Origin of the sequence: Flavobacterium cyanobacteriorum (assembly GCF_002251835.1) — a bacterium.
Lineage (GTDB): Bacteria > Bacteroidota > Bacteroidia > Flavobacteriales > Flavobacteriaceae > Flavobacterium > Flavobacterium cyanobacteriorum.
In genome coordinates this window covers 1-16069 of the sequence record NZ_NOXV01000229.1, presented here as the reverse complement: position 1 = coordinate 16069, position 16069 = coordinate 1, and the positions used below count along the sequence as shown (strand labels likewise).

Annotated in this window: 19 protein-coding genes; 6 read left to right on the top strand and 13 right to left on the bottom strand. The window is 43.7% G+C overall.

Going from position 1 to position 16069, the window contains the following annotated elements:
• Positions 1–16: 16 nt before the first annotated feature.
• The 13 genes from rpmC to rpsL form a co-directional block, all read right to left on the bottom strand.
• On the bottom strand, positions 17–208 hold the full coding sequence (gene rpmC, locus CHU92_RS06140) for a 50S ribosomal protein L29 (protein ID WP_094413649.1): 192 nt from the start codon (positions 206–208) through the stop codon (positions 17–19).
• 11 nt (positions 209–219) lie between these two features.
• Positions 220–639 carry a 50S ribosomal protein L16 gene (gene rplP / locus CHU92_RS06135; protein ID WP_094413647.1) on the bottom strand — a complete coding sequence of 140 codons (420 nt, stop codon included), beginning with the start codon at positions 637–639 and terminating at the stop codon, positions 220–222.
• 19 nt (positions 640–658) lie between these two features.
• Positions 659–1399: a 30S ribosomal protein S3 gene (gene rpsC / locus CHU92_RS06130; protein WP_094413645.1), complete on the bottom strand. Its 741-nt coding sequence runs from the start codon at positions 1397–1399 to the stop codon at positions 659–661.
• 8 nt (positions 1400–1407) lie between these two features.
• Complete coding sequence (rplV, locus tag CHU92_RS06125) at positions 1408–1821, bottom strand: 50S ribosomal protein L22 (protein WP_094413643.1); 414 nt, start codon at positions 1819–1821, stop codon at positions 1408–1410.
• Between the two features lie 5 nt (positions 1822–1826).
• Positions 1827–2105 carry a 30S ribosomal protein S19 gene (gene rpsS, locus CHU92_RS06120; protein WP_014085019.1) on the bottom strand — a complete coding sequence of 93 codons (279 nt, stop codon included), beginning with the start codon at positions 2103–2105 and terminating at the stop codon, positions 1827–1829.
• A gap of 10 nt (positions 2106–2115) precedes the next feature.
• Positions 2116–2940 carry a 50S ribosomal protein L2 gene (gene rplB / locus CHU92_RS06115; protein WP_094413641.1) on the bottom strand — a complete coding sequence of 275 codons (825 nt, stop codon included), beginning with the start codon at positions 2938–2940 and terminating at the stop codon, positions 2116–2118.
• Positions 2941–2946: 6 nt separating this feature from the next.
• Positions 2947–3237 (bottom strand): 50S ribosomal protein L23, encoded by a 291-nt coding sequence (gene rplW, locus CHU92_RS06110; protein WP_094413639.1) that lies wholly within the window; start codon positions 3235–3237, stop codon positions 2947–2949.
• A gap of 7 nt (positions 3238–3244) precedes the next feature.
• On the bottom strand, positions 3245–3874 hold the full coding sequence (gene rplD / locus CHU92_RS06105) for a 50S ribosomal protein L4 (protein ID WP_094413637.1): 630 nt from the start codon (positions 3872–3874) through the stop codon (positions 3245–3247).
• Positions 3874–4488, bottom strand: a complete 615-nt coding sequence (gene rplC / locus CHU92_RS06100; RefSeq protein WP_094413635.1) for a 50S ribosomal protein L3 — start codon at positions 4486–4488, stop codon at positions 3874–3876. Before rplC ends, rplD begins: the two co-directional genes overlap by 1 nt.
• A gap of 105 nt (positions 4489–4593) precedes the next feature.
• Positions 4594–4899: a 30S ribosomal protein S10 gene (rpsJ, locus tag CHU92_RS06095; protein WP_020213633.1), complete on the bottom strand. Its 306-nt coding sequence runs from the start codon at positions 4897–4899 to the stop codon at positions 4594–4596.
• Between the two features lie 11 nt (positions 4900–4910).
• Positions 4911–7046: an elongation factor G gene (fusA, locus tag CHU92_RS06090; protein ID WP_094413633.1), complete on the bottom strand. Its 2136-nt coding sequence runs from the start codon at positions 7044–7046 to the stop codon at positions 4911–4913.
• Positions 7047–7066: 20 nt separating this feature from the next.
• Complete coding sequence (rpsG, locus tag CHU92_RS06085; protein ID WP_094413631.1) at positions 7067–7543, bottom strand: 30S ribosomal protein S7; 477 nt, start codon at positions 7541–7543, stop codon at positions 7067–7069.
• A gap of 25 nt (positions 7544–7568) precedes the next feature.
• Positions 7569–7949 (bottom strand): 30S ribosomal protein S12, encoded by a 381-nt coding sequence (gene rpsL / locus CHU92_RS06080; protein WP_035129761.1) that lies wholly within the window; start codon positions 7947–7949, stop codon positions 7569–7571.
• A 179-nt stretch (positions 7950–8128) separates the two neighbouring features.
• Between rpsL and CHU92_RS06075 the strand changes: the two genes are divergently transcribed.
• The 6 genes from CHU92_RS06075 to CHU92_RS06050 all read left to right on the top strand — a co-directional run bounded on the left by CHU92_RS06075 (position 8129) and on the right by CHU92_RS06050 (position 15956).
• Complete coding sequence (locus tag CHU92_RS06075; protein ID WP_094413629.1) at positions 8129–9793, top strand: BamA/TamA family outer membrane protein; 1665 nt, start codon at positions 8129–8131, stop codon at positions 9791–9793.
• 160 nt (positions 9794–9953) lie between these two features.
• Positions 9954–13109, top strand: coding sequence for a SusC/RagA family TonB-linked outer membrane protein (locus CHU92_RS06070; protein WP_243389562.1), 3156 nt, complete (start codon positions 9954–9956; stop codon positions 13107–13109).
• A 12-nt stretch (positions 13110–13121) separates the two neighbouring features.
• Positions 13122–14639, top strand: a complete 1518-nt coding sequence (locus CHU92_RS06065; RefSeq protein WP_094413627.1) for a SusD/RagB family nutrient-binding outer membrane lipoprotein — start codon at positions 13122–13124, stop codon at positions 14637–14639.
• A gap of 9 nt (positions 14640–14648) precedes the next feature.
• On the top strand, positions 14649–14852 hold the full coding sequence (locus CHU92_RS06060) for a DUF5011/hyalin repeat domain-containing protein (RefSeq protein ID WP_094413625.1): 204 nt from the start codon (positions 14649–14651) through the stop codon (positions 14850–14852).
• Positions 14853–14859: 7 nt separating this feature from the next.
• On the top strand, positions 14860–15417 hold the full coding sequence (locus CHU92_RS06055; protein ID WP_129583019.1) for a hypothetical protein: 558 nt from the start codon (positions 14860–14862) through the stop codon (positions 15415–15417).
• 11 nt (positions 15418–15428) lie between these two features.
• Positions 15429–15956 (top strand): lipid-binding protein, encoded by a 528-nt coding sequence (locus tag CHU92_RS06050; RefSeq protein ID WP_094413689.1) that lies wholly within the window; start codon positions 15429–15431, stop codon positions 15954–15956.
• Positions 15957–16069: the final 113 nt, after the last annotated feature.

Sequence of the window (16069 nt, the reverse complement as noted above, 5' to 3'; positions counted from 1 at the left end):
TCAGCTTGGATTACAATTATTGTAACTCTCTTTTGCTTAACTCAGCGGCTACCCTTGCGATAGACCTCCTTACAGTACGTATTTGCAGGGGGTTTTCAATAGGAGAGATAGCGTGAGCTGATTTTAGGTCGGCATATGTCTTTTTTAATTCACCAAGTTTACCTTGTAACTCAGCTGCAGATAGATCTTTAATTTCTGATTGTTTCATAATAAATTAGATTATGCCTCGAAATCCCTGGCTACTATAAACTTAGTTTTTACAGGAAGCTTTTGTGCAGCAAGGCGAAGGGCCTCTTTAGCTACTGACAAAGGAACGCCTCCTACTTCAAACATAATTCTTCCCGGCTTAACAACTGCAGCCCAATATTCAACTGCACCCTTACCTTTACCCATACGTACCTCAAGAGGTTTTTTGGTAATAGGCTTATCCGGGAATATCTTAATCCATAATTGACCTTCCCTTTTCATAAAACGGGTTGCAGCAATACGTGCAGCCTCAATTTGGCGGGAAGTAATAAAAGATGAATCTAAAGACTTGATGCCAAACATTCCGTTTGAAAGCTCGTGCCCCCTTTGAGATACGCCTTTCATTCTACCTTTCTGTACCTTGCGGTATTTTGTTCTTTTAGGCTGTAACATTTTTCTTTAGTTTAAATAATTACTTTCTTTTGCGTTGTGGTTTACCATCAGGCCTGCCTGCCGGCTTGCCTTCTCTTTGAGATCCTGAAGATTTAGACTGTTTTTTGTCCATACCTACTAACGGAGAAAGATCCCTTTTACCGTAAACTTCACCTTTCATGATCCACACTTTGATACCCATCCTACCATAAGTAGTGTGAGCTTCAGCCAGTGAGTAATCAATGTCCGCCCTGAAAGTTGACAGAGGAATACGACCTTCTTTGAACATTTCTGAACGTGCCATTTCAGCACCGTTCAAACGGCCTGAAATCATTACTTTAACACCCTCTGCGTTCATACGCATAGCAGCAGCAATAGCCATTTTTATAGCCCTCCTGTAAGAGATACGGCTTTCAATCTGGCGGGCAATGCTGGTAGCTACAAGGAATGCGTCAAGCTCCGGCCTTTTAATTTCAAAGATGTTGATCTGAACCTCTTTGTCAGTAATTTTCTTAAGTTCCTCTTTCAGCTTGTCTACCTCCTGGCCGCCTTTCCCGATGATACCGGGACGTGCAGTGGTGATAGTAACGGTTACAAGCTTTAAAGTCCTCTCGATGATTACTTTAGATACACTCGCTTTTGATAAACGGGCATGGATATACTTTCTGATTTTGTGATCCTCGGCAAGTTTATCGCCGTAATCATTTCCACCATACCAGTTAGAGTCCCAGCCACGGATGATACCAAGGCGATTCCCGATTGGATTTGTCTTTTGTCCCATACTGTTTATTAATTGCTTTGTGTATTATTGTTAATGGCTCCAAGCACGATAGTAACGTGGTTAGAACGCTTTCTTATCCTGTGGGCACGGCCCTGTGGTGCAGGCCTTAGCCTTTTTAGCATCATTCCGCCGTCAACCCTTATTTCTTTTACGAATAAGCCTGCTTCTTCAAGACTTTCCTCGCTGTTTTTCTGCTGCCAGTTGTTGATAGCTGAAAGTAACAGTTTTTCAAGTTTGCGCGAAGCTTCTTTTGAACTGAACCTTAATATATTAAGCGCTAATTCTACTTTCTGACCTCTAACAAGATCCGCAACAAGGCGCATTTTCCTTGGCGAGGTAGGGCAGTTATTTAGCTTTGCGAATGCGATAGACTTATTAGCCTCTTTCCTTGCATCTGCAGTTTCTCTTTTACGAACTCCCATTGCTGTTATTTTTTACCTTTATTTTTAGCACCAGCGTGGCCCCTGAAAGAGCGAGTTGGTGAAAATTCTCCTAGTTTATGACCTACCATGTTTTCTGTAACATACACCGGTACAAATTGACGACCGTTGTGAACCGCGATAGTCTGTCCAACAAAATCAGGGGTAATCATTGAAGCGCGAGACCATGTCTTAACCACACCTTTGTTACCTTTTTCGATATTTTCCTGAACTTTCTTATCTAACTTATAATGAACGAAAGGTCCTTTTTTTAATGAACGTGCCATATCTTACTTATTATTTCTTTCTACGTTCTACGATATACTTATTACTCGGGTTAACTTTAGAACGAGTTCTGTAACCTTTAGCCGGTAAGCCTTTCCTTGAACGTGGGTGACCTCCTGAAGAACGACCTTCACCACCACCCATCGGGTGATCTACAGGGTTCATCGCTACGGCCCTAGTTCTTGGCCTTCTGCCTAACCAGCGAGACCTACCTGCCTTACCAGAAACGATAAGCTGGTGGTCAGAGTTAGAAACAGCCCCGATTGTAGCCATACAGGTTAAAAGGATTAACCTGGTTTCGCCTGAAGGCATTTTGATTGTAGCATACTTTCCATCCCTTGCCATAAGCTGGGCGAAAGTACCGGCACTACGGGCAATAACTGCTCCCTGGCCCGGACGTAGTTCAATGCAAGATATAACAGTTCCCAGAGGAATTTTACTTAGAGGTAAAGCGTTACCGATTTCCGGTGCTGCATCAGCTCCTGAAACCACGGTTTGCCCAACCTGAAGTCCGTTTTGTGCAATGATATAAGTTTTTGTACCATCAGCATAATACAATAGGGAGATGAATGCTGAACGGTTTGGATCGTACTCTATTGTTTTAACGGTTGCAGGAACACCTGTTTTTGCCCTTTTAAAATCAACAATACGATACCTTTGCTTGTGACCACCGCCTGTATAACGCATGGTCATTTTTCCTTGACTATTTCTACCGCCTGAGCTTTTTTTCGGTGCGATCAGTGAACGCTCCGGCTTATCAGTTGTAATAGTGTCAAAGCTATTTACAACTCTAAAACGCTGGCCCGCGGTAATAGGTTTTAATTTTCTAACTGACATTTTCTATTAGATATTGTTATAAAAATCTATTGTTTCTCCTTCCTGTACTTGCACAACTGCTTTTTTGTAAGCATTTGTCTTTCCAGAGATCAAACCACTTTTAGTGTATTTAACTGTTCTATCAGCCCTGTAGTTCATTGTGTTTACATCAACAACAGACACACCGTAAGCAGCCTCAACAGCCTGCTTTATCTGTATCTTGTTTGCTTTTTTATCAACAATGAAACCAAAACGGTTAAAAACTTCTCCGTCTTTGGTTATTTTTTCAGTGATGATAGGCTTAATAATAATGCTCATATCCCTATTATTTGCTTAAATTTTCAACAATTCCTTCTAATGAGCTTTCCAAAAGAACTAAATTATTAGCGTTTAATATCGCATAAGTACTTAATTCTGAATTAGTTACGACAGTAGAAGCCTTTAAATTGCGTGAGGACAAATATACATTTTTATTTGTATCACCCAACACAAACAAAGATTTTTTGTTCTCTAACCCTAAAGCTTTCAAAACGTTAACGAAATTCTTAGTGTTAGGGGCATCAAAATTAAAGTCTTCAAGGACTACTAAGTTTGATTCTTTTGCCTTAAGCGCAAGGGCAGATTTCCTTGCAAGGCGCTTAAGGTTTTTGTTAAGCTTGAAAGAGTAGCTCCTTGGCCTTGGGCCGAAAACCGTACCTCCTCCTTTAAACAATGGGCTCTTAACACTACCTGCACGTGCAGTACCGGTTCCCTTTTGTTTTTTAACCTTGCGTGTACTTCCGGTTACCTCAGCTCTTTCTTTAGCTTTGTGGGTACCCTGCCTCTGGTTAGCAAGATATTGCTTAACATCAAGGTATATTGCATGGTTATTAGGCTCAATGCCGAATACTGAATCAGAAAGGCTTACCGTCCTGCCAGTTTCTTTTCCGTTGATATCTAATACTTTTACTTCCATTACTTCTGAATGATTACGTAAGAGTTTTTGTGTCCCGGTATAGCACCTTTAACAACTAAAAGGTTTTTATCGGCAACTACTTTTAAAACTCTAAGGTTTTGAACTGTTACATTATCTCCACCGGTTCTTCCTGCCATGCGCATTCCTTTGAATACACGAGACGGGTAAGATGACGCTCCTACCGAACCCGGCGCTCTCAAACGGTTGTGCTGACCGTGGGTTGACTGGCCAACACCACCAAAACCATGGCGTTTTACAACACCCTGGAAGCCCTTACCTTTTGAAACTCCTTTTACATCAACAAATTCGCCTTCTGCGAAAACATCTACAGTGATAACATCACCTAGCTTGTACTCGTTCTCAAACTGGAACTCAACGACTTTTTTCTTTGCAGTAGTACCAGCTTTCTTGAAGTGGCCAACAGCCGCTTTTGTAGCATGTTTTTCTGCTTTGTCATCGAAACCAAGTTGCAACGCTTCATACCCGTCAACCTCGTTGGTTCTGACTTGGGTAACAACGCATGGGCCAGCTTCGATTACTGTACAGGGAATGTTTTTCCCGTTCTCATCGAAAATACTGGTCATGCCGATTTTTCTACCAATTAACCCAGACATATTAAATAATTAAAAATTAAAATTCTTTATTAGTAATGAGACATGAGAATTGAGTACAGAGATTGCTCTCAATACCCAATTCTCATAATGCTCAAATTTTGTTTATCACACTTTGATCTCTACTTCAACACCGCTTGGAAGCTCTAATTTCATTAGGGCATCAATGGTTTTTGAAGAAGAACTGTAAATATCAAGAAGCCTTTTATAAGAGCTTACTTCAAACTGCTCCCTTGATTTTTTGTTTACGTGCGGAGAACGCAATACGGTAAAAATCTTTTTGTGTGTAGGCAACGGAATAGGACCTGTTACCACCGCACCTGTACTTTTTACGGTTTTAACGATCTTCTCGGCAGACTTATCTACAAGGCTGTGATCGTATGATTTTAGTTTTATTCTGATTTTCTGACTCATTTTCTTTAAGATTAAGCGTTTCCTTTAGCTTTTTTAATAACTTCTTCTGCAATGTTAGAAGGTGTTTCAGCATAGTGAGAGAACTCCATTGTTGAAGTAGCCCTACCTGAAGATAATGTCCTTAGGGTAGTAACATAACCAAACATTTCAGAAAGAGGAACGCTTGCTTTAACTACTTTAGAACCTGCCCTGTCATCCATGTTGTTGATCTGGCCGCGACGGCGGTTAAGGTCACCAACAATATCACCCATGTTTTCTTCCGGGGTAAGCACTTCAAGCTTCATTATAGGCTCAAGGATTACAGCACCGGCAGCTTTAGCCGCTTCTTTGTAACCCAGTTTGGCCGCAAGTTCAAATGAAAGTGCATCCGAGTCAACAGGGTGGAAAGAACCGTCAAGAAGGGTAACTTTTATACTGTCAACCTCGTAACCTGCAAGAGGCCCCTGTTTCATAGCTTCTTTAAAGCCTTTTTCTACAGCAGGGATATATTCTTTAGGAACGTTACCACCTTTAACTTCGTTAACGAACTGAAGGCCTACAGGCGCTTTTCCGTCAACCTCGTCAGCAGGCTCAATCCTGAAAACGATGTCAGCAAATTTACCACGTCCACCGGTTTGTTTCTTGTAAACTTCCCTGTGGTTTGCAGAACGGGTAATAGCTTCTTTATATTCCACCTGAGGCTCTCCCTGGTTAACCTCAACCTTAAATTCACGCTTAAGGCGGTCAACAAGGATGTCAAGGTGAAGCTCACCCATACCCGAGATGATAGTTTGTCCTGAAGCGTGATCAGTCCTTACGGTAAAGGTTGGGTCTTCCTCTGCAAGTTTTGCAAGAGCCATACCCATTTTATCAACGTCAGCCTTAGTTTTTGGCTCAACCGCGATACCGATTACCGGATCAGGGAAGTTCATACTTTCAAGTACAATAGGGTGTTTTTCATCGCATAGCGTATCACCTGTCTTAATATCTTTAAAACCTACAGCTGCACCAATATCACCGGCCTCGATAAATTCGATAGGGTTTTGCTTGTTAGCGTGCATCTGGTAGATACGTGAAATACGCTCTTTGTTGCCTGAACGTGTGTTAAACACATAAGAACCTGCATCAAGACGGCCTGAATAAGCCCTGAAGAATGCAAGACGCCCTACATAAGGGTCAGTTGCAATTTTAAATGCAAGGGCTGCAAAAGGCTCATCAGCCGACGGCTTACGGGAAATAGGCTCGTCAGTATCAGGGTTTGTACCTTCAATAGCTTCTTTATCAAGAGGCGAAGGAAGGAATTTACAAACAGCGTCAAGCATGAACTGAACACCTTTATTTTTAAATGAAGAACCGCAAAGCATAGGAATGATAGCCATATCAATAGTAGCTTTCCTTAATGCATTGTTTATTTCTTCCTCAGTAATTGAGTTTTCATCTTCCATGTACTTTTCAAGAAGGTTCTCATCATACGCAGCCACCTCTTCGATAAGCTGTGACCTGTACTGGCGAGCCTCCTCTACCATATCAGCAGGGATAGGCACAATATCAAAGGTAGCACCCTGTGTTTCATCATGCCATACAATAGCCTGGTTCTTTATAAGGTCTACTACTCCTTTAAAATCAGCCTCATCACCAATAGGAAGTACAATTGGCACCGCGTTGCTCTTAAGCATGTCTTTAACCTGCTGGCAAACGGCAAGGAAATTTGAACCCTGGCGGTCCATTTTGTTAACAAAGCCCATACGCGGTACTTTGTAGTTATCAGCAAGCCTCCAGTTAGTTTCTGATTGCGGCTCAACACCGTCAACAGCACTAAAAAGGAACACAAGCCCATCAAGAACCCTAAGCGAACGGTTTACCTCAACGGTAAAGTCAACGTGGCCCGGAGTATCGATGATGTTAAAGTGGTACCCTTGTGATTCAGGGATAACCTTACCCTGGTCAGTTGGGAAATTCCACGTACAGGTAGTAGCAGCCGAAGTAATGGTAATACCCCTTTCCTGCTCCTGGGCCATCCAGTCCATAGTGGCAGCACCATCGTGCACCTCACCTATTTTGTGTGATTTACCGGTGTAAAACAGTATACGCTCGGTAGTTGTTGTTTTACCGGCATCAATGTGAGCGGCGATACCTATGTTTCTTGTATATTTTAAATCTCTAGCCATTTTAAATGTTTCTTTATGAATTAAAACCTGAAGTGAGAGAATGCCTTGTTAGCTTCTGCCATTTTGTGGGTATCCATCCTCTTTTTAACAGCAGCACCTTCTTCCTTGGAAGCAGCCAGGATTTCAGAAGCCAGCTTTTGAGCCATGGATTTCTCATTTCTCTTCCTTGCATAAAGAATCATCCACTTCATAGCCATGGATATTTTCCTGTCCGGACGTATCTGCATCGGGATCTGGAATGTAGCACCACCTACACGGCGGCTACGCACTTCTACGTGAGGCATAACGTTTGTAAGGGCATCCTTCCAAGTTTCAAGGGCAGATTTTTCTGCGTCTTGTTTTTTAGTTTCCACGATATCAATAGCATCATAGAATACTTTGAAAGCAGTTGATTTTTTACCGTCCCACATAAGGTTGTTCACAAAACGTGTTACCAACTGGTCGTTAAACCTCGGATCCGGTAAAAGAGGTCTTTTTTTGGCCTGTCTTTTTCTCATGTCTTTACTTTAAAAGTTTTTAAAATTACTTTTTGTCTTTAGGGCGTTTTGCACCGTATTTAGACCTCCTCTGCAGCCTTCCGTTTACACCGGCAGTATCCAGAGCACCACGAACAATGTGGTATCTAACACCAGGCAAGTCTTTAACCCTTCCACCCCTAACTAATACTATCGAGTGCTCTTGCAGATTGTGGCCTTCACCCGGGATGTACGCGTTCACCTCGTTACCATTGGTTAAACGAACCCTGGCAACCTTACGCATTGCAGAATTCGGTTTCTTTGGTGTAGTGGTGTACACACGTGTACATACTCCTCTTCGCTGAGGGCAAGAATCTAAAGCAGCCGATTTACTCTTCTTAGTTATCTGGGCTCTCCCTGTTCTTACTAATTGTTGAATTGTTGGCATAATTAATACTAAAATTTCTTATGTTTAAATAACCCGCTTTTTACGGGGTTGCAAATGTAGGAATTATAATTTACAAAACAAATCTTAATCCATTAATTTTCAAATGGATTGTCAGCCCAAACCCGCCTGCATATTTTTCAGGCATTTTTTGCGTTATTTGTAGCGGTTATACTGCTGCATTGAAAAATTATCTTTCCATATTTATTATACTCCTGTTGTGGCTGCCGCTTACGGGGCAAAACCTCAGCCTTAAAATTGAGGGTGCCGGCGATGCCGAAACACGCATTATTGATTCACTGTCCTATAAGAGGATGCATGAAAATGCACGCGCCGTTGCCGATGAGGCAGCACTTATGTGCAGCAGGCTTACTAAGGCCGGGTACCTGGAAAATGAGATAACAGGCATGCGCAAGGTAAACGACACCTTGTTTTTATATACTATAGCAACAGGAAGGCAAACGCGTGCGGTACATATATATACCGGCAAATTGGAGGCTGATGAGAAGGCCCTGCTTGAAATAAGCAAGGACACGCTTGTACTGGCTCCTGCCGAAGTGGAAGACTACATGAACAGCAATGTTGCCGCCCTTGAGCGAAAAGGGTATTCGCTGAGTTCCATGCGGCTGGTAAACTATACCCGGCAAGGGAACGTGCTACATGCTGAACTCACACTGAAAACTGAAAAAAAGCGATCGCTTGACGATATTGTGCTTGAAGGCTATCCTAAATTCCCCGAAGGCATACGGCGCAATATAACCCGGCAATATAAAGGAAAAACCTTTAACCAGCAGACGCTGGAACGTGTTAACAAAGATTTTAACTCATTGCGATTTGTAAGCCAGGCCCGCTACCCTGAAATATTGTTTAAAAAGGACACTACCAAGGTATATGTTTACCTGCAAAAGGCAAAACCCAATGTTTTTGATGGCTTTATTGGCTTTAATAATGACGAAAGCAGCAACCTGGTATTTACAGGATACCTTGACCTTGCCCTGAACAACATACTAAACTCCGGGGAAAAGCTAAACCTTTTCTGGAAAAGCGACGGCAACAGGCAAACTACATTTAATGCCTCCGCTGAGCTGCCTTACCTGTTTAAAAGCCCTATTGGGATAAAAGCAGCACTGCGTATATTCAGGCAGGACAGCACTTTCCAAACCACGGTTACTGAGGTAAACCTGGGATATTATTTCAGCTACAATTCAAAATTATTCTTTGGGCGGCAGCAGACCCAGTCAACCGACATACAGAACCAAAATACGGCCTCACTAAGTGATTTTTCCAGCGCTTTCTGGACATCTACATACGAGTTTACCCGATATACTGTTGATGATTTCCTTTTCCCTGAAAAGACAGTATTATCCATTAAGGCAGGCTTCGGCAGCCGTGACTCAAAAGCAGGCGACAGTGACCAGTATTTTGCCCAGATAAGCGCTGCGCACAACCTGTACCTAAACCGGAATAATATCATTAACCTGAAGAACCAGACCTTTTACCTTAACAGCAGCAACTATGTTATTAATGAACTGTACCGGTTTGGGGGCATCAATTCCATAAGGGGTTTTAACGAAAACAGCCTGCAGGCCAGCCTGTACTCTGCCCTTATGGTAGAATACCGCTACATTTTGTCGCCTTCTATATACGTCCATTCCATCACCGATTACGGTTATTTCCAGGATGAAACTTCAGAACTTCGTGATAACCTGCTGGGTCTTGGCTTTGGGTTTGGGCTGCTGACCAAAACAGGACTGTTCAATATCGTATATGCAAACGGCAGCACCAGGGGGCAGCAAATACGCCTGTCTAACTCGGTCATCCATTTAAGCTTTAAGACAAATTTTTAAACAATTAACAATAAAAATCTTCTAAATGTTATTATAATTATAGTTTAGTAAGAATTATTGTCAAAATGTTATCATAAACTTAAATTAACGTTGTCATAAAACGCTTGCCATATACCTGCCTTCATTAGAAATTTGGTTTCTGTAACTCAAATCTAACTTAATGAAAGCAAAACTAAAGGGTTTATTAACGCTGCTATTTGCGTTGATAATGCAAATTACATTTGCGCAGGAACGGACAGTTTCAGGAACTGTTACGGACCAGGGAGGGCTCCCGCTTCCTGGTGTTAATGTAGTAATACGGGGCACTACAACAGGGGTATCGACAGATTTTGACGGAAGGTTTAGTATTGAAGCTGCTCCTACCGATATCCTCGTATTCAGTTTCATCGGGATGCAAACCCGCGAACTGCCTGCAACTTCAACCACAATTAATGTTACCATGCAGGATGTGGCTACGCAGCTGGAAACCGTAGTGGTAACGGCAGTAGGTATCCGCAGGGAAAAGGCATCAATAGGTGCTGCCACCACCACCGTGCGTTCAGAACAAATTGTACAAGGCTCGCAGCCCAATATTGCCGATGCGTTAAAGGGTAAAGTAGCCGGTGTGGTAATTTCGAACGCATCAACAGACCCGGGTGCATCATCAGGTATTCTCATCCGGGGTATCAGTTCGCTTTCTCAGGAAAACCAGCCACTGTTTGTTGTTGACGGTATTCCTATCAATAACCAGTCTACTTTCTCGTCAAGCCTCAACGGCGGTTATGATTTCGGCCGGGGCTCAGGGGATATTAATCCGGATGATATTGCCAGCCTGACCGTGCTTAAAGGTGCTTCGGCAACTGCACTGTATGGTTCAAGGGCCGCTAACGGTGTTATTATCATAACCACAAAGAAAGGCCAGGCGGGCAAGCTTGCCATTGATTTTTCAACAACAACCTTTTTCTCGGAGGTGCTGAGGACACCAAAGTACCAAAACCAGTTTGGGCAGGGATGGGACGGAATCCATTACCTGAACGAGAACGGCTCATGGGGGCCAAGGTTTGATAACCAGGTGCGCCCATGGGGTAATGTTGTGGACAATTCACAGCTTATAAAGCGTTATGCATTTCAGGAAGACCAGCTGGAAAACTTTTTTGATACGGGAATATCCACAGTAAATACCCTATCCGTTTCGGGCGGTGCAGGTGAGTCAACGGTTCGCCTTTCTTATTCCAATACGCAGCAGGATGGTATATATCCAACTAATGCCGACTCATTTGAGCGGAATACGATAGGCCTTTCAGGAACTACCAAAGTAGGCGGTTTTACCCTTAACGGGAACATGAACTATGTGAACACGGCAGGCAGCGCGGTAGCAACAGGACAAGGGCTGACTGTGTATAACAACCTGCTGCAAATCCCTAATGATATACCTATCACTGAGTTCAGGGATTACAACAGCCCGTTCCACAACGTTTCTAACTATTATACGCCATATGGGGTAACCAACCCTTATTTTACTTTAAATGAAAACGGCAGCGACTATAATAAAGAGCGTTTTTACGGATCGCTTGAAATATCGGCTGAAATCAACAAGTGGTCAAGCTTTACGTACCGTGCCGGTGTTGACGTGTTTAGCGAATTATTGCGTACATGGACTGCCGAAGTGGATGCAGCGCCCGGAAGCCCCAATAATGGGCAATCCTCAGAAGCACCGGGCACCTATTCTGAAGTTTCCAATACGTTTAAGCAGATAAACCACGACCTGCTATACAACCTCAATTTTGAGTTCACAGATAAGCTGGCCCTTGCGTCAACCTTTGGCTTTAACCTGAATACAAGGGGGGGTACATCCTTTGCGGCAAGTGTGCCAAGCCAGGATATACAGGGCTTCTATTCGTTCTCGAACAGCGCTGACGTCCCTACAGTTTCATCTGCAAGATCAGACAGGAAACTATACGGCCTGTTCAATTCATCGACTTTATCGTATGACAACCAGATTTACCTTACGGTGAATGCAAGGAACGACTGGTTCTCCACGCTTCCGGAACAGAACAGGAGCTTTTTCTATGGCGGGGCCAATGTGAGTTGGGTTTTCACGAACACCTTTCCGGGTTTAAAAAATATTATGGACTACGGTAAGTTAAGAGGTGGTTACGGTGAATCCGGTAATGATACTGCCCCATACCAGGTAAATTCTATATTCGCTTTGGGCAGTGCAGACAACCAGGGCTTCGGCAGCTACAACTTCCCGGTAAACCAGGTAACAGGTTATGAAGTTGGGAACAGGCTTGAAAACCCTGACCTTCGCCCGGAGAGGAAAAAAGAATTTGAGATAGGCCTTGAGGCATCGTTTTTTGACAACAGGCTGTCAATAGATGCCACATATTATAATGCAAGGGTTGTTGACCAGATATTATCACTGCCACTGGCGCCGAGTAGCGGTTATACCAGCCAGACGGCAAACATAGGTACTATATCAAACGAAGGTTTTGAAGCATTGGTTACCTTCGGGTGGATCAAAAACAACGAAGACGGCTTCAACTGGAGTACCTCTGTCAACTTTACTACGAATAACACCGTACTTGAAGAACTGGACCCAAGGCTGGGACAGGTAGAACTGGGTGGGCTTAGCACCACATCGTTAATTGCAAAAGAGGGGCAACCCGTAGGCCTTATTATTGGCAGCGTACCAGAAAGGGACCCTAACGGCAATATTGTAGTAGATGTTAATGGTATACCGGTTGCATCATCAACAAGGGAAGTATATGGCGATACCCAATATGACTATACTATGGGTATAGGAAATACCCTTAGCTATAAAGGCTTATCGCTTGATTTTACTTTTGATATACGCCAAGGCGGCCTTATGTATTCACGTACTGCCGATATTACCCGCTTTACCGGTAACTCAGTAACCACTACCTTCAATAACAGGGAGCCTTTTATTGTACCCGGATCGGTAGTGCGGGTCACTGACGCGGCAGGCAATGTTACCTACCAGCCTAACACTACTCCTGTAGATGTGGAGCACATGGATGACTACTACCGTGCGGATGCGCTCTCGAGGCAGAACGTTATTGATAAATCTTTTATTAAACTGCGTGAAGTTGTGCTTACTTACGCTCTTCCGGCCAAATACCTTGAAAAATCTTTCATACAGGGGCTGTCGTTCTCAGTGATAGGGCGTAACCTGTTCCTATGGACACCACGCAGCAACCAGTACATTGACCCTGAAGTATCTACTTTCGGCACCGACCTGCAAAGCCAGTTTGGTGAATTTAGCGCCAACCCTTCCACAAGAAGTATGGGCTTTGCAATCCGGGCTAATTTTTAAAAAATAAATGAAATGAAAAATAAACTTAAAATCGCTTTACTGGCTTTTGTGGCAGTATCCACATCCTGCCAGGAAGACCTTGACATAAATACGGACCCTAATTTTCCCCAGGAAATCAACAAGGGGCTTGCTCTCGCGGCATCTGAAGCTTCGCTGGCAACCGTGGTCGGGGGCGACCTTACTAATCTGGGAGGCTTTTATGCACAATACCATACCCAGGCGCCTACAGCCAGCCAGTATGAAAATATTGATGCTTATAATATTAATATTACTTATGCTGACAGGCTGTGGACAGAGCTGTATGCAGGGTGCCTGAATGACCTTAAATATGTACTGGACACATCCAATGCCGCAGGTGATACCGGCACCGCACTGATAGCAACTGTACTCCAGGCGTATACATACCAGTTGCTGGTAGACCTGTTTGGCGATGTGCCCTACAGCCAGGCCTTGGGCGGGCTGCAGAACATAACACCTGCGGCTGACCCTGGGGAGGAGATATACATGGACCTGCTGGCGCGCATCAGTGCAGCACAGGCTGCTTATGCTGCCAATCCGGTGCCTTCTGATGTGGGAGGCCAGGATATAATCTATGGAGCCGATATGGACAACTGGAACCGTTTTGCCAACACGCTTAAACTACGCATATACCTCAGGATGGCCTACACACCAATGGCCAACCCGGCAGCGGTAAACGCGCTGATAGCAGAGAATAATTTTATTGATGAGGATGCCGCTTTTGATAATTTCGGTACATCGCTTAACCAGACCAACCCGTTTTTTGGTGTGCAGCTATCTAATGAAGGCTCAGGGCTTGGCGATGTGAATAATGTTGCCAGTAATTCACTTCACGAGTTTTATGTGCTTAATAATGACCCGAGGCTTGAATTTGTCTATCGCCCTAATACTGCAGGAAATTATATATCGATACCGCAAGGTTCGGGCGATGAATTTAACAACACGGCTGTAAACTATTCAAGGCCAAATGTACAAAGGCAAACCCCTGTATTCCTGATAACTGTAGCCGAAAGTAATTTCCTTCAGGCAGAAGCGCTCATCCGTTATGCGGGCGGGGCGGGTGCCCAGCAAAAATATGAGGAAGGCGTGAGGGCATCATTTGCAACCTACCAGGCAAACTTTTTTGATTCAGAAGGAGAAACATTCCTGTCTGCCAATGAGGCGCTACAGGCTGCTAATGATTTGCTCGCCGGGCCTTATGCCTATACACCCGGAGGCACTGTTGAGGAACAGGTGAGGCAGGTAATAGTGCAAAAATGGGCAGCGCTGGCTTATGTGAACAATATAGAAGCGTGGATAGAAACTACGCGCACCAAGTATCCTGAAATAGTTCCTGAAGGTACTGAGAATTACGCCGAAGGTAACAGGATACCGTCAAGAATATCAGTATTGTCAGGTACCACTGTGCCAAGCATACTATTCTATCCTGATTATGAAGTAAACCGCAACCCTAACATACAGCAAAGGAACAATATAACTGAAAATGTGTGGTGGGACCAAAAACCTGAATAAATAATAACTATGAAAAAAATATTAAAACATACCAGGACTGCCACATTATGCCTTGTGGCGGTAGTTTCTTTCTCCTGCAGTGAGGAAGACCCGATAGCATCATCGGTAACTAATTATCCTGTAATAGAAATTATGGGTGATGATGTGATTATTGTTGAAAAAGGACAACCCTTTAATGACCCCGGGGCAATTGCAACCATTGACGGAAAATGAAGTACCCTTGGAGGTACAATTTTCAGGCCAATACAGGGGCAATACATTTGAAAACATACTGGACACCAATGTTTCCGACATATACACACAAGAGTTTACCGCAACTAATCAGGAAGGTTTTAGCAGGACGTTAATAAGGGAAGTAATTGTTGCTGAAACAGGAGACCTCACCAACAGTATTGCCGGTTTATACAGATCAACAGTATTCCGCAACGGCGTGCAGGGCAACCCGGCCTCGGCATATACAAATATTGAATATATACTGATTTGGGAGAATGAAGATGGCACCTATGGCATATCAGATGCATTTGGCGGATGGTATTTGTTTGGAAGGGCAATTCCGGGCTCAGAAACTCCCGGAGGTATAATTATTGCAAATAATATTCCTGCCAATGATTTTGATTTTCCTGCAACCCTGAGTAACTCCTATTTCGGTGGTGAGGCACAAATTACTCAAATGACGGTAAATCCTGCCGACAATTCTATTGATTTAACAACGGTATGGCAGGCAGACGTATCAACAACGTACACCTTTGACATACACTTAGAACAGGTTCAATTTTAATGACAACAGCAATGAGATATATAAAATTAAATATAGTAGCCATACTGTTATGCCTTGCTTCAGCAATGGCAGTAACATCCTGCGAAGACGAGGGTTATGATGAATATGATGCGGGAGCTACCCCTACGGCAGCACTCAACGGCGAGTGGTGGATCAATATTGCCGATGAGGCAACAGGGCAAATTTTAATTCCGCACGCGCTGCACAGGACTTTTGATGCCAACAACGGCAAAATGTATATCAGTGACAGGTTTTATGGTGACACCTCGCCCCCGCTTACTTATTTTGGCTGGGAACTGATTGCGCAGGTAAACCCTGATGTGCAGAACCTTGCCTTCAGCGCAACTGACGCATTCAATGAAGCCGATGAATCATCGGTTACCATTACTGAAGGGCGTGTATTTCCGCGTGGTGGGCGTTCGCAGACGGGGGTAGTAACCGACAGTATTTATTTCAAAGCGGTTTTTGATTATGACCCTGAAACGGTGCTTATTTTTTCGGGGCATAAGCGGACCGGCTTTATAGAGGATGAATATTAGGCCGGTTATTGTTTTTTTTGGGCGATGATAAAAAAGCCCCTGCCTTTGCCTTTAGCCCCCGACGGAAGCGGCATCCTCCCCGCCGCCTGCTTTTGCGGCGGGGAGATATAGCG

What these genes read in the sequence shown, in the direction of transcription:
- rpmC (WP_094413649.1), bottom strand. Translation starts at nt 208, where the DNA reads ATGAAACAATCAGAAATTAAAGATCTATCTGCAGCTGAGTTACAAGGT.
- rplP (WP_094413647.1), bottom strand. Translation starts at nt 639, where the DNA reads ATGTTACAGCCTAAAAGAACAAAATACCGCAAGGTACAGAAAGGTAGA.
- rpsC (WP_094413645.1), bottom strand. Translation starts at nt 1,399, where the DNA reads ATGGGACAAAAGACAAATCCAATCGGGAATCGCCTTGGTATCATCCGT.
- rplV (WP_094413643.1), bottom strand. Translation starts at nt 1,821, where the DNA reads ATGGGAGTTCGTAAAAGAGAAACTGCAGATGCAAGGAAAGAGGCTAAT.
- rpsS (WP_014085019.1), bottom strand. Translation starts at nt 2,105, where the DNA reads ATGGCACGTTCATTAAAAAAAGGACCTTTCGTTCATTATAAGTTAGAT.
- rplB (WP_094413641.1), bottom strand. Translation starts at nt 2,940, where the DNA reads ATGTCAGTTAGAAAATTAAAACCTATTACCGCGGGCCAGCGTTTTAGA.
- rplW (WP_094413639.1), bottom strand. Translation starts at nt 3,237, where the DNA reads ATGAGCATTATTATTAAGCCTATCATCACTGAAAAAATAACCAAAGAC.
- rplD (WP_094413637.1), bottom strand. Translation starts at nt 3,874, where the DNA reads ATGGAAGTAAAAGTATTAGATATCAACGGAAAAGAAACTGGCAGGACG.
- rplC (WP_094413635.1), bottom strand. Translation starts at nt 4,488, where the DNA reads ATGTCTGGGTTAATTGGTAGAAAAATCGGCATGACCAGTATTTTCGAT.
- rpsJ (WP_020213633.1), bottom strand. Translation starts at nt 4,899, where the DNA reads ATGAGTCAGAAAATCAGAATAAAACTAAAATCATACGATCACAGCCTT.
- fusA (WP_094413633.1), bottom strand. Translation starts at nt 7,046, where the DNA reads ATGGCTAGAGATTTAAAATATACAAGAAACATAGGTATCGCCGCTCAC.
- rpsG (WP_094413631.1), bottom strand. Translation starts at nt 7,543, where the DNA reads ATGAGAAAAAGACAGGCCAAAAAAAGACCTCTTTTACCGGATCCGAGG.
- rpsL (WP_035129761.1), bottom strand. Translation starts at nt 7,949, where the DNA reads ATGCCAACAATTCAACAATTAGTAAGAACAGGGAGAGCCCAGATAACT.
- CHU92_RS06070 (WP_243389562.1), top strand. Translation starts at nt 9,954, where the DNA reads ATGAAAGCAAAACTAAAGGGTTTATTAACGCTGCTATTTGCGTTGATA.
- CHU92_RS06065 (WP_094413627.1), top strand. Translation starts at nt 13,122, where the DNA reads ATGAAAAATAAACTTAAAATCGCTTTACTGGCTTTTGTGGCAGTATCC.
- CHU92_RS06060 (WP_094413625.1), top strand. Translation starts at nt 14,649, where the DNA reads ATGAAAAAAATATTAAAACATACCAGGACTGCCACATTATGCCTTGTG.
- CHU92_RS06050 (WP_094413689.1), top strand. Translation starts at nt 15,429, where the DNA reads ATGAGATATATAAAATTAAATATAGTAGCCATACTGTTATGCCTTGCT.